At 63.8% G+C, this 12,778-nt stretch carries 12 protein-coding genes; 7 read left to right on the plus strand and 5 right to left on the minus strand.

The genetic code is table 11. From position 1 onward, the window contains the following. Nucleotides 1–321 (minus strand): hypothetical protein (locus VNH11_26915; GenBank protein HVA50027.1); only part of this gene is annotated, 321 nt, incomplete at its 3' end. 1,053 nt (nt 322–1,374) lie between these two features. On the opposite strand from VNH11_26915, the gene VNH11_26920 reads away from it, so the two are divergent. Further along, nucleotides 1,375–3,960: a sodium-translocating pyrophosphatase gene (locus VNH11_26920; protein ID HVA50028.1), complete on the plus strand. Its 2,586-nt coding sequence runs from the start codon at nt 1,375–1,377 to the stop codon at nt 3,958–3,960. Nucleotides 3,961–3,977: 17 nt separating this feature from the next. On the opposite strand, the gene VNH11_26925 is transcribed toward VNH11_26920, so the two are convergent. From VNH11_26925 to VNH11_26940, 4 genes are read right to left on the minus strand one after another with little or no spacing between them, the layout of a single operon-like run. Then, nucleotides 3,978–4,247 (minus strand): hypothetical protein, encoded by a 270-nt coding sequence (locus VNH11_26925; GenBank protein HVA50029.1) that lies wholly within the window; start codon nt 4,245–4,247, stop codon nt 3,978–3,980. A 53-nt stretch (nt 4,248–4,300) separates the two neighbouring features. Then, the gene (locus VNH11_26930; GenBank protein ID HVA50030.1) at nt 4,301–4,579 is read right to left on the minus strand and encodes a hypothetical protein; all 279 of its coding nucleotides are present in this window, start codon (nt 4,577–4,579) and stop codon (nt 4,301–4,303) included. Continuing rightward, a complete protein-coding gene (locus VNH11_26935; GenBank protein HVA50031.1) occupies nt 4,576–5,073 on the minus strand; it encodes a DUF4365 domain-containing protein in 498 nt (165 codons plus the stop codon). Before VNH11_26935 ends, VNH11_26930 begins: the two co-directional genes overlap by 4 nt. A gap of 9 nt (nt 5,074–5,082) precedes the next feature. Further along, nucleotides 5,083–5,616: an NUDIX hydrolase gene (locus VNH11_26940; GenBank protein ID HVA50032.1), complete on the minus strand. Its 534-nt coding sequence runs from the start codon at nt 5,614–5,616 to the stop codon at nt 5,083–5,085. A gap of 106 nt (nt 5,617–5,722) precedes the next feature. Here VNH11_26940 and VNH11_26945 point away from each other — a divergent pair, with 106 nt between their 5' ends. The 6 genes from VNH11_26945 to VNH11_26970 form a co-directional block, all read left to right on the plus strand. Further along, nucleotides 5,723–6,742: a site-2 protease family protein gene (locus VNH11_26945; protein HVA50033.1), complete on the plus strand. Its 1,020-nt coding sequence runs from the start codon at nt 5,723–5,725 to the stop codon at nt 6,740–6,742. Between the two features lie 152 nt (nt 6,743–6,894). Next, nucleotides 6,895–8,544 (plus strand): HD domain-containing phosphohydrolase, encoded by a 1,650-nt coding sequence (locus tag VNH11_26950; protein ID HVA50034.1) that lies wholly within the window; start codon nt 6,895–6,897, stop codon nt 8,542–8,544. A 111-nt stretch (nt 8,545–8,655) separates the two neighbouring features. Beyond that, nucleotides 8,656–9,147 (plus strand): hypothetical protein, encoded by a 492-nt coding sequence (locus VNH11_26955; GenBank protein ID HVA50035.1) that lies wholly within the window; start codon nt 8,656–8,658, stop codon nt 9,145–9,147. 93 nt (nt 9,148–9,240) lie between these two features. After that, nucleotides 9,241–10,524: a Gfo/Idh/MocA family oxidoreductase gene (locus VNH11_26960; GenBank protein HVA50036.1), complete on the plus strand. Its 1,284-nt coding sequence runs from the start codon at nt 9,241–9,243 to the stop codon at nt 10,522–10,524. Between the two features lie 218 nt (nt 10,525–10,742). Continuing rightward, nucleotides 10,743–11,957 carry a hypothetical protein gene (locus tag VNH11_26965; protein HVA50037.1) on the plus strand — a complete coding sequence of 405 codons (1,215 nt, stop codon included), beginning with the start codon at nt 10,743–10,745 and terminating at the stop codon, nt 11,955–11,957. A gap of 317 nt (nt 11,958–12,274) precedes the next feature. Next, on the plus strand, nt 12,275–12,778 hold a 504-nt coding region (locus tag VNH11_26970; protein ID HVA50038.1), incomplete at its 3' end, for an Ig-like domain-containing protein.

The raw sequence follows: 12,778 nt of genomic DNA on the forward strand, positions 1-12,778 counted from the left end.
GGCCACCTGGTGCCGTTCAATGCGTCTGAAATCTTCTTCACATATACGGCCGGCCCGTGCGGACGCCGGGTCGACAAGCACCACGGCGCCGCTTTCAGTCCAGTCGCGGATTTCTTCAGGTAGACCGCCAATTTCGTCAGCCGCCTCTTCGAACGAGAGGCACTGGCCCGATCCGTTCGTCGCGGGCGCGGCCTCAAATTGGTCGGCATCCGAGAGTTTCGGCGCCTTCCCAGGAGTTACTCGGTCAGCCGACAGCGCAGCCGACCACACGACGTGATTTTGGTCGTCAAGAGCCGATCTCGTTTCGTCGCCCTGAGACATCGCAGTTACCTCGCGCGGTCTTGGTCCAGCCGCTTGAATTATGCTCCCGGGAAAGTGCCAAAACAAGTGGCCTGCGCGACCGACTGGCGCGTGCGGCCGTGGGGACGGATGGTCAATACTAAGCGCGAGTCGTCGGACCGTGCGTTCATTCCACGGCCCGCTTCCCTAAGGGCTGCCGCGTTCCACGCTGCGGCGAATTGCGGCCAACGCCGCCTCGCTCTGTGGCACTTCCAACAGGACAAAGACAAGCGGCTCTCGCCGCGGACCGCGCGCACTTACATGCAGCTCGCCCGCAACTGGTCGCGGCTGACCGCGCGGCACCCTGATGGCCTTTCGTCGCAACGCCAGTCCCTAACAGCACTTGCGGCGATCGTGCAGACGGACAAGCCCGCCCCGGACGCAGGCAGTTCGGCTGCGCGCAGCCAAAGTGCCGTCGCCAGTTCGGCCGCGCGCGGCCAAAGTGCGGGCGCCAAGCGCAGGCGCACCGGTCCCGTGTGGCGGGCCTCGGGGCCGTTCGTCCGCGAGGCCCCGCGCTTGGACGCAGATGGCCGACGAACGGCGAAACACGCTGGCGCCGCGGGCGAAATCCGCCAACCGCAGCCACCGCTGGGCGGTGGCGGCGGCCGCGCACGCGCTGGTCCAGGCGCGCGATCTGTGCGAACAAGGGGGCTGGCTGCGCTGGTTGGGAAGAATTTCGAGGGCTCGGTCCGAACGGCGCAGCGCTATATGCGCTCTCGCGCGGTACTTGCCCGCCAGCGGCATCGATGCGACGCGCGTGTCGCATCGGTCGCAGACGGCGCTCTTGCGCGGCGTGGTGTTTACGGAGCCGTCCTCCGCGGCGTGGTACTTGCCATCGGAACAAAAACTGAATGCGGTCTTACCGGCACGGCACAAATTTGCCCAGCCTAATATAAGCCGATTTCCACAAATCGCTCAAGTCGTCCGCGGCGTTCGTCGCTCGCCATACCGTGTTGACAGTCTTCAAGCCGCGCGCCTACACTCCGGCCAAACACTCCGCACACGCATCCTTCCACGCAAAGGCGAGAACGCAAAATGACGAAGCTGCCGGGAAAACGAATACTCAATTGGATTGTGGTCTGTTTGTTATTGGAAGTCGCCGCCTGGCCCACGACGGCCTGGGCCGAAACCGCCGCGGCCGGACAAGCGCCGACAGCGGGTTTTGAGATCGAAGCCTATGCGATCTGGGGCTTCGCCTTTCTGGGTGCGATCGCCGCCCTGGTCCAGGCGTTCGTGTTTTACGGGGCGATGAAGGCGGCCGACGAAGGCACGCCCAAGATGGTCGAGATCGCCGGTTATGTTCGCACCGGCGCCAACGCCTATCTTCGGCAGCAATACAAAGTCGTGGCGTTCTTCTTCGTGATCATCTTCGGCCTGCTGGCGGTTGCGGCCTTTGTGCTCAAGGTGCAAAGCGAGTGGGTGCCCTTCGCGTTCATCACGGGCGGGTTTTTCTCGGGCCTGGCCGGCTGGTTCGGCATGAAAACCGCCACCTGGGCCAGCAGCCGCACCGCCGCCGGCGCTCAGAAGTCGCTCAACCAGGGGTTGCAGGTCGCCTTCCGCAGCGGCGCGGTGATGGGCCTGACGGTCGTCGGTCTGGGACTGTTGGATATCTGCCTCTGGTTCGCCGTGCTCTATTGGGGTTTGCACCTGGGACTCATCGAGATTACCGTCACCATGCTCTGCTTCGGCATGGGCGCCAGCAGTCAGGCCCTCTTTGCCCGCGTCGGCGGCGGCATCTTCACCAAGGCGGCCGACGTGGGCGCCGACCTGGTGGGCAAGGTCGAGCACGGCATTCCTGAAGACGACGCTCGCAACCCGGCCACCATCGCCGACAACGTGGGCGACAACGTGGGCGACGTGGCCGGCATGGGCGCCGACCTCTATGAGTCTTACTGCGGATCGATTCTGGCCACGGCCGCCTTGGGCGTGGCCGCCTTCGCCAGCCCGTTGGTCAGCGGCGACGTGCCGATTCACGAAGCGCAGCTTCGCGCTCTGTTTCTGCCGATGGCCATTGCCGGCGCCGGCATCTTCCTCTCCATCCTGGGCATCTACATGGTGCGCACCGAGGAGGACGCCACGCAAAAGACGCTGCTCAAAGCGCTGGCCCGCGGCATCAACCTTTCGACGGTGCTGGTGGTCGGGGCCTCGGTGGGCCTGACGTGGTGGCTGATGCCCAAGTATCTCGGCGTCAGCGTCAGCGTGATTGTCGGTCTCGTCGCCGGCTGGCTCATCGGCAAGTGGACCGAGTATTCGACCAGCGACGAATATCAACCCACCAAAAACCTGGCCGCCCAGGCCCTCACCGGACCGGCCACTGTCATCATTGGCGGCATCGCCGAAGGGATGATCAGCACCTGGTTTCCGGTGATCGTGGTCAGCATCAGTACGTTGTTGGCGTTCGGCTTTGCCATCGGCGATCCGAAACGCTTGGACGAAGTCGAGTTTTTCGCGCTCGGCCTTTACGGGGTCGGCATTGCCGCCGTGGGCATGCTCAGCACGTTGGGCATCACGCTGGCCACCGACGCCTATGGACCCATCGCCGACAACGCCGGCGGCAACGCCCAGATGGCCGGCCTCGATCCGATCGTCCGCGAGCGCACCGATGCGCTCGACAGCCTGGGCAACACGACGGCGGCCACCGGCAAGGGCTTCGCCATCGGCTCGGCCGCCTTGACGGCCCTGGCCTTGATGGCGGCTTATATCGAAGAGGTCCGCGTCGGTTTCGAGCGCTGGGGCAACGCCGCCGTAGCCCAGAACACCGAGCCCGGCTACTACAAGCTCTCGCGGCAGTTCATCGTCGAGGTCACGGGCGACGGCAAGCGCGAGGGATGGCTGGTCGATCCCGAAGACACCCGCGACCCGCGCTTGCTCAAGGAGTGGAGCGACATCGACTTCCAGACGGGGCCGGCCCGCGTGCCCGCCGAATTGATCTCGACGGCCGACATCTCCGGCAGCAGCGCGACCCTCTTCACTCCCACGGGCGCGCTGCTGAAGAACCTCAAAACCGCCACCTTGCCCGACTTCATGCGCTATTACGACGTGACGCTCATGAATCCCAAGGTGCTCGTGGGCATGTTCCTGGGTTCGATGTCGGTGTTCCTGTTCTGCGCCATGACGATGAAGTCGGTGGGACGGGCGGCGAAGGGGATGGTGGAAGAAGTGCGGCGGCAATTCCGCGAGAAGCCGGGCATCATGCAGGGAACCGAATTGCCCGACTACGCGGCTCCGGTGGCCATCAGCACGCGTGCCGCGCAGCGCGAGATGGTGTTGCCGTCGCTGTTGGCGTTGGTGGCGCCGGTGGCGGTGGGCTTGCTGCTGGGGGTGGGCGGCGTGATGGGTCTCTTGGCCGGGGCCTTGACGACCGGTTTTTGCGTGGCCGTGTTCATGGCCAATTCGGGCGGCGCCTGGGACAACGCCAAGAAGTTCATCGAGGCCGGCGCGCACGGCGGCAAGGGGACGGACCCGCACAAGGCGGCCGTGGTGGGCGACACGGTCGGCGATCCGTTCAAAGACACCAGCGGACCGAGCCTGAACATTCTCATCAAGTTGATGAGCATGGTCAGCGTGGTGGCCGCCGGTCTGGTCGTGCGCTATAGCTTGACGGCGCTGGGATGGTTCTGAGCGTGCCTTGGGGCCGTTCACGCGGGCGCCTTTGCGACCGCCGCCTTGAAGGCGGTTTCGGCCAGGGCGTCTTCGCTCAGCATCCCGCGAACGTCGAGCTGCGTGCGCACCAGGAACAAATCCAGCTCGTAGACGCGGTCGGTAGCGCGGTAGCGACGAAAATGAAAAATCGTGCCCGACCGCGCGTGTTCGAATTGCCAGCCCTGATTATCGCGAGCTACCGAGAAATGCATTCCTTCAAGGAACGCCTTGAGTTGGGCAAATCGAATCTTGCTTTTCTTTACCACTTTGCTTTTCCTCGCCCAGCAACAGCGGCGTCATTTTTCGGGTTCGAAGAGCTTCAGTTTGGCCCGCGTGAGGGATATGCGAACGCGTCCGTCAGCGATTCGTCGAATGCACGTTCACTCAGCATACCGCGGGCATCGAGCTGTGAGCGAACGACGAACAAGTGGATGTAGTAGACCCGGTCTGTCACGCGATAGGGGCGAAAATGAAAAATCGTCCCCGACGGCTCGTGCTCGAACCGCCAGCCCGCTTTTCCGCGGGTCGCCGTGAATCCCATTCCTTCGAGAAACTCCTTGAGCTGGACAAATCGTATATTGCTTTTCTTCACCATCATACATCTCGCGTTTTAGCGGCAGCCGCATCGCGAAGCTTGGCGAAAGATCGGATCGCCGCTTCATCCAGAACATTTGACAGTGGCACGTGAAGAGTGACCGTCTCCGGCGGGGCGCGGTCGATCCTGAAGATCATCGCGCGGAGTGCCTCCTGCAAATGCAGCCACCATGCACGATCTTCAGAGCCATCGTAAATCACCAATATCCCCACTAACGACTCATTCAGCCAGAATAGCAAATCTCGCCAGTCGAGTCGAACCGCGATCGCTTTTTTCTTGACCACGACGATTCTGTCGGTGGCCTTGATTTGCATGAGAATCGTCCCATTCTCGACTTCGCCGTCCGCATTATAGCTTTCCATGGTCATATCGACACCATAGTCGGGATAGCTTCGCCGCGGCACCCAGCCGCATCGCAAGATCAGCCGCTCAACGTGGTTGACGCTCAGGTCGGCGATGACGTGTTCGCGCGTGCGGCGTTTGCGAAAGGCGGCCAAGAATGACACCTACCTTGAGCTAGGGTTGGTTTGCCCGAAGCGGTCGAACCATAGCAGCCCGACCAGCGTTTTGGAGTCGCGAATCTCGCCGCGCTCGACCAGCGCCATCGCCTCCTGCCACGAGACGACAAACGGCTCGATCTGCTCGCCGCCCTCCAGGCGAGTCGGCCCCGCCGTCAGGCCGGTCGCCTGGAAAAGATACATCCGCTCGCTGAGCACGCCCGGCGACATGAAGAACTCGCAGAGCTGGCGGACTTCGGCGGCGCGGTAGCCGGTCTCCTCTTCCAGCTCGCGGGCGGCCGCCACAGCCGGATCCTCGCCCGGCTCCAGCGTGCCGGCCGGCAGCTCGATCAAGGTCTGATCGACCGCCACGCGATAATTGCGGATCAGGCAAACGCGGCCGTCGTCGAACAAGGGCAAAATGGTGACGGCGCCTGGGTGACGGGCCACTTCCCGTGTGTACACGGTGCCGTCGGCGGCCTGATAGTGCAGGCGGACGACGTCGAACCGACGGGTTTTCAGCAAAAGTTCGGGTTCGTGCATGGTTCGTCTCGGTTGGAGAATTGCCGGCCCGCAAAGCGAGTGTTAAGATAACGGAAACGCCGAACTTCTCAATCGTCCGGCGGGCCGGCGCTGCGCGAGTTGTACCATGCGCGATTTGTTAGGCTGGAATTTATCGTTGGGCCGCTGGGGAGGCGTGCAAGTGCGCTTGCACGTCTTCTTCCTGCTCTTTGTCGTGATTGCGCTGCACTTTGGCTCGGCCGGCAACGACCCGCTTTTTTGGGAGACGTGCGCGGTGCTGGCCATTCTGCTGGCCAGCGTGCTGGCCCACGAGCTCGGTCATTGCCTGGCGGCCTGGCGGATGGGCGGTTCGGCCGACCAACTCTTGCTGTGGCCGCTGGGCGGGCTGACGCAGATCAACGTCACCCACGATCCGCAAAGCGAACTGCTCACCGCCGTCGGTGGGCCGCTCATGAACGTGGCCCTGTGCCTTTCGGTGGCGCCGGTGCTGATTGTCAAGCAGTGCAACCTGCCCAACCTGCTTAATCCGCTCTTGCCGCCGGTCTCGGCCGCTGGCCTGACCTGGATCAACGCCTGCGAGTGGACCTTCTGGATCAACATGCTGTTGGCGGTGGTCAACTGCCTGCCGGCGCTGCCCTTGGACATGGGCCGGGTGCTGCGGGCCTTTTTGTGGATGCAGCAGGAGTTCCGTCAGGGGGTCATCTTGGCTGCCCGCGTGGCGCAGTGTACCGCGGTCGCATTGTGGATTGTGGCCTGGCTCATCCACCGCAACGGCGACTACAGTTTTGCCGCCCTGCCCGTGGCGCTGGTCGGCATCCTGCTGTTCTTCGGTGCCAAGCAGGAGACCGACCGCCTCAACGATTCGGAGACGGATGACGCCCTGTTCGGCTACGACTTCTCGCAGGGCTATACCAGCTTGGAGAAAACGGCGCAATCGCGCAAGGCTCCGCCGGGGCCGGTCAAGAAGTGGCTCGACGAACGGCGGGCCAAGCGGCTGCAGCGACAGCAGCAGGTCGAGGCCGAAGAAGAACGGCGCGTCGATGACGTGCTGGCCCGCCTGCACGAGCTCGGCATGCACGGGCTTTCCGAGGAGGACCGGGCGCTGCTCAATCGCGTCAGCGCTCGCTATCGCAACCGGAATCGTTAGCCGGCTATTGCCCCCAGAAAAAACGATATCCGCGGCACAACCGAATTCCCTACCCCCCCGTTGAGACGTTCCCCCTCGCGCCTCCGCGTTGCCGCTTTCCGTCAAGTGACGTAGAGTTTCCCGGAGCACCTTACCGTTTGGGGCGATCCTGCGTGTCACCGTTACTCACGATTCCGCCGACGATGGAAGCCGAGGGGCCGGTCTGTCTCGTGGTTGGGCAAGCGACCGAACCATCGCCGACCAACGCGGCGGCGAGGGCCGCGCTGGACGAGCTGCGGGGCTGGTTGAAGACTGACTTTTCGTTGCTCGACGGCCAGACCGGCGAAGTTCTGGAGCTGGCCGCCGACCATCGGCGCGTCGATTGGACCACGCGCGGGGAGCTGTGTCGCGAAGTGGCCCGGCGGCGGCGCGTGGAAGTGATCGACGAAAACGGTCCCTGCCTGTTGCTGGCAATTCCCCTGTTCTCGTCGGGCGAGGCGACGGAAGTGGCCGTGGGGGCCTTTTTGTCTCGGCCGGCCGACGAATGCGATGCGGCAGGCGTCGCCGATCTGTTGGGAACGACCCCGGCGGCCGCCCGCGCTTGGATGACCCGTCAATCCCCCGCCGACGCCGACATGCTCGAGCGCTTCGCCACCGTCGCCTGCGAAAAGCTGGCCGGCGACGACCGGAACGAACAGCTCGAAAGCGAGGTCGAAAAACTTTCCGCGCACCTGGGAGCGACCTTCGAGGAAATCAGCCTGCTCTATCGCCTGACGCACAACCTCAAGCTCTCGTCGAACGACGAAGACTTGGGCCAACGGGCACTCGAGTGGCTGGCTGAGGTCGTGCCGGCCGACGCCTTCGCCCTGCAGCTCATCGGCAGCGCCGACTCCGATCCACTGGCCACCAGCTCGCGCACCGAACCGCTGTTGCTCACCTTCGGCGAGTGTGAGCTGACGGCCGACGACTTCGCATTGCTGGTCGATGAATTGGGTTTGCAGGCCACCACGCGGCCGGTGGTCGTCAATCACGTGCAGCTCGAAAGTTTCGGCTGGCGGTTTCCGGGCGTGCGGGAGTTTGTGATTGTGCCGCTGGCGGAGGGCGAGCGTCTCTTCGGCTGGCTCGCGGTGTTCAATCATAGTTGCGGTCACGAGTTCGGCACGGCCGAGGCCAGCCTGCTCAGCTCGGTGGGCACGATGCTCGGCATCCACAGCGCCAACATCGATCTTTATCGACAACAGGCCGAGTTGCTGGCCGGCGTGGTCAAGGCCATGACCTCGGCCATCGACGCCAAAGATCCTTACACCTGCGGCCACAGCGACCGCGTGGCCCGCGTGGCGGTCCGCCTGGCCCAAGAGCTGGGCTGCGACGGCGAAACCGTCAAGACGATTTATTTTTCGGGGCTGCTGCACGACATCGGCAAGATCGGCATCAACGAAGAGGTGCTCCGCAAACCCGGCAAGCTGACCGAAGCCGAGTTCGAGCACATCAAACAACACACCGTCATCGGCCATCGCATCCTGGCCGACCTGCGCAAGATGTCGCACATGCTGCCGATCGTGCTTCACCATCACGAAGCCTGGGACGGCAGCGGCTACCCGCACGGCCTGGCAGGCACCGACATTCCGTATCTGGCACGGATCGTCGCCGTGGCCGATTCGTACGATGCCATGTCCAGCGACCGGCCCTATCGTCCCGGCATGGAAGACAATAAGCTCGACGGCATCATCCGTTCGGGCGCCGGAAAGCAGTGGGATCCCGACGTGGTCGAGGCTTTCTTCCGCGTCCGCGACGACATCAGGGCCATTTCGGGACGGGAGTAGGGTTCGGGGTTCAGGGTTCGGGGTTCAGGGTTCAGGCCCGCATGTATATTATGTCTTTGGCCTGATCCCTCATCCCTCATCCTGAACCCTGAACGCCGAACCCTGAACCCTTTGTCACGCCAAGAGCACGATCGCGAAGACCTGTTGGCAGAAGCAACCGCGCTGGTCGAGCGCGCCGAGCTGCGGATGCCCGATGAGGCCGAACCGCTGGTCGCCGGTTTCCGCCGCGACGGTTCGGCGAGCGTCTACTTCGGCGGCGATCCGGCATATCACTTCAACGCTGCGGGCCAACTGCGGCGGGCATTCTGTTCGGGGCTGCTCTATAAGGCGGAACGCGGCAAGCTGGTCTCGTTGGTGCGACGCCGGCTGCCAGACCGAGTCGAGCTGCTGCGGCATGAACTGACGGCTGACGAACGAGACGTATTTCTCTCGGAGTTGACGCGCCGGCTACTCGATCTGCGAACGGCACTTGGCGGCGGCAACTGTCAGCTTGTCGGGCAGGCGCCCGACTCAGTGGACGTTGCCGCCCGAATTCGCCTCTGGTTGGACGCTTTGCCGTTGCCGCCGTCGATCGCCGCCACGCCCCGCGCCGGACGCCGGTAGCGGAGCGATCTCTCCCTCCCACCATCTTCCGCCGCTTGCGGCGGCGAAGTACGATAGCCCTATCGCCCTCGCCCTGGCTCAGGAGACCCCGCCATGCCCGCCCCACGTTCGCACCGCCGTCAGTTTCTGCAATCCGCTTCCGCATGCGTCGTGGGTGGCCTTGCCGCGCCGGTCTGGCGGGTCCGCGCCGCGGACGCGAAGAACGACCGCTTCGTGGTGGGGGCCATTGGAGTCGGCGGCCAGGGGACGAGCATCGCCGATCGCGCCCGAAAGTTCGGCGACATCGTGGCCGTTTGCGACGTCGATCGCACGCACGCCGAGCGGGCGCGCGACAAATTCGGCGGCAAGGCCGACATCTACGACGACTACCGCAAGCTGCTGGAGCGCAAAGACATCGAGGCCGTGACGATCGGCACACCCGACCATTGGCACACCGCGGTGGCCCTGACGGCGCTTCGAGCGGGCAAAGACGTGTATTGCGAAAAGCCGCTCACGCTGACCATCGATGAAGGCCAACTGCTGATCGAGGCCGTTCACCAGACCGGCCGCGTCTTTCAGGTCGGCACGCAGCAACGCAGCGACGCCCGATTTCGCCAGGCCTGCGAATTGGTGCGCAACGGCCGTCTCGGCAAACTGCAAAAAGTGACCGTCTCGTTGCCGCGCTCGACCAAGGTCGGCGGTCCGTTCATGACGCGTCCGGTGCCCGAATCGCTCGATTGGGAACGTTGGCAAGGCCAGGCGCCCGCGCACGATTACTCGCCGGAGCGCTGCCATCACGATTTTCGCTGGTGGTACGAGTATTCGGGCGGCGTCATGACCGACTGGGGCGCCCACCATATCGACATCGCCCACTGGGCGCTCGGCGTCGAGCACAGCGGCCCGCTCACGATCGAGGGCAAGTTGAGCGACGCCGAACGAAAGCGGATCGACGAGGCCCAGCGCACCAACTCGTTCAACACCGCCGGCGAGTTTACCGTCGACCTGATCTATCCGGCCGGCGTGCTGGTGCGGGTAGTGCTGGGTGATGAAGGCGTGTCGTTCGAGGGCGACCAGGCGCGGCTCTACGTCAACCGCGGGCGAATCACCGGCAAGCCGGTGGAAGAACTCGCTGAACGTCCGCTGCCGGCCGACGCCGTCCGGCTCTACGAGAGCCACGACCACATGGGCAATTTTTTTGACTGCATCAGGACCCGCAAGCAGCCGATCTCCGACGTCGCGAGTCAGCACCGCTCGGTGAGCGCCTGCCACTTGGCGAACCTCTCTCTTCGCCTAGGCCGCAAGCTGACCTGGGACGCCGCCAAGGAAAAATTCGTGGGCGACCATGAAGCCAACGGCATGCTCGGCCGCCCGCAACGGGCACCCTACGAACTGGCGTAGTGCGACCGTTGTTCAATCGCCGTCGTCGAGGACGCGTCATGAACGTTGTTCCAGGTGTGCGGAGAACGGCCTCTTCGGCCGGGAGGGTAGGTCGGTCCATTCCGCGCTCCGCCGGCCGGCGGTGGCTCGCGCGAGCAGGCGGCGGGGTATTCTTGGCCGGGGCGTCGTGGATTGTTTACTGCGCCGCAGGGGCGTTCTTCGACCGCGGCAAGATCGCTGTGCCCGCCAAACGCGCGGATCTGACGATTTCGATCTCGGGCGACGCAATGGTCGAAAGCCGCAGCAACCTCGTTATCCAATCCCGCGTGCGCGGCTGGTACAGCATCCTGGAGATCGTGCCGGACGGCGGCATCGTCCGCAAAGGCGATGTGCTCGTGCGGCTCGACAGCACGTTGCTGGAAGAAGCGATTCAGGCCGAAAAGGTTTTGCTCGGCAAAGCCCAGGCTGCCCTGACCCGCGCGACGAAGGAGTGCCAAGCGGCCAAAATCGCCATCGACGAATACCGCGAAGGAACTTACGTCGAACAGCGGCTGCGATTGACGCAACGCATCCTCGTTGCCCAGCAGCGGCTGGCCAGTACGGAACGTTCGCTGCTGCAAAACGAGATCATGTTCCGCAGAGGTTTTGCTTCCAAGGCCCATGTCGACGCCATGCAGCTTGCCGTCGACAAGGAACGGACCGATCTGGCGGCGGCCAAGACGAAGAAAGAGGTGCTGGAGGAATTCACGCTGGCAAAAATGCTCGGAGAGCTGACCGCCAAGCGCGACGCCGCCCAGGCACGCATGAAGTCGGAAGAGGTCGTTGTGCGGCGGCACGCCGCGAAGATCAAGCGGCTCGAAGACGACCTGGCCAACTGCGTGATTCGCGCCCCGCGAGACGGAATGGCGGTCTGCGCCGACTGGGCGGTCCGCCCGCTGGACGGTACGAATCAACAAGCCGTCGGAATCTATCCGGGCGCCACGGTGCGCCAGCATCAGATGCTGATGCATCTTGCCGACGTGAGCCAGATGCAGCTCAAGATGCTCGTTGCTGAAAACAAGGTCGCACGATTGCGCCGCGGACTACGCGCGCACGCCATGCTGCTCGACCACAAGCTGGAAGGCGAAGTGGCGTCCATCGCCGAAAAGCCCGAGATGGCTCCGCTGCCCGGCGACGGTGCCAAGCGCTTTGCCGTCGTGATTGCCATCGATGGCCGCGGCGGCGGACTGAAGCCGGGCATGACCGCGGAAGTCGAAATCGTCGTCGCGCAGAAGAAGAACGTGGTGATCATCCCCGCACTGTGCGTGATTGAAGAGGGCGGCAAGCCCCGCGTGCGGGTCAAGACGTCGAGCGGGGTGGAGTCGCGCCAGGTGATGCTTGGCATCGGCGACGACACACTGGTTGAGGTGATCGACGGCGTCAAAGAAAGCGAATTGGTGCTGTTAGGGGCATAACGACCTGGCCTTGCCGGTGACGCGAAAGGAGGGGGTCTTGTTCTGCATTTTTGTTTTGCCCTCGCTCTCGCGAGTGCCTGTCAGCCCTGAGCACTTCGCGTGCCGAAATAATTCCCGGGAGAATTATCGCCCCATTTCGACTCGGCGCGCATCTTATTTAGTTAGAGAAGTTTGATGCTGGGTATTTGCAGCCCCGGCACAATGAGCTTGGAACAGCTTAAGAGGCACAAGCGAGGACCGATGCCATCCGCCGGGTCCTCGCGCGAATCGGTACGCCAGAAAGGATCTCGGAAACCCCTCACGCCCAAGGTTGCGCTATGTTATTGCCATCCTCGAAAACGGCCAAGTCGACCGGCCGGAAACTGCTCGACTTCGTCTCGTCCGTCAACGCTGGCCTGCGCGCCGTCTTCATCGACCCGCCGCGCCGCCGCGCGAGGCCCGGCGTTTATCTCCGCCACCGCTCGCTGGCCGGAGTGCAATCGCTCGAAGCCCGGGCGATGCTCTCCATCACCGCCAACGACGCCAATTACGACGCCTCCAGCGCCGGCACCCTCAACGTCGCCGCGCCCGGCCTCCTGGCCGATTGCAGCGACAGCGGCGGTTACCAGATGAGCGCCTACATGATGGGCGGCCCCAGCGACGGCACCGCCAGCGTCAACACCAACGGCAGCTTCTCCTACACGCCCGATACCAACTTCACCGGCACCGATACCTTCGAATACTACGCCACAGACACCAACGGCGACCGCAGCAATATCGCCTCCGTTCAGCTCGATGTGCAGATGGGCGTCGTCACCTTCGTCGATACCACCAAGCTGCCC

The organism is Pirellulales bacterium (genome assembly GCA_035533075.1).
Taxonomy (GTDB): Bacteria; Planctomycetota; Planctomycetia; order Pirellulales; family JAICIG01; genus DASSFG01.

Excerpts from the sequence above, each read along its gene's own strand:
- VNH11_26940 (HVA50032.1), bottom strand. The coding sequence starts at position 5,616 with ATGCACGAACCCGAACTTTTGCTGAAAACCCGTCGGTTCGACGTCGTC.
- VNH11_26960 (HVA50036.1), top strand. The coding sequence starts at position 9,241 with ATGCCCGCCCCACGTTCGCACCGCCGTCAGTTTCTGCAATCCGCTTCC.
- VNH11_26920 (HVA50028.1), top strand. The coding sequence starts at position 1,375 with ATGACGAAGCTGCCGGGAAAACGAATACTCAATTGGATTGTGGTCTGT.
- VNH11_26945 (HVA50033.1), top strand. The coding sequence starts at position 5,723 with ATGCGCGATTTGTTAGGCTGGAATTTATCGTTGGGCCGCTGGGGAGGC.
- VNH11_26930 (HVA50030.1), bottom strand. The coding sequence starts at position 4,579 with ATGATGGTGAAGAAAAGCAATATACGATTTGTCCAGCTCAAGGAGTTT.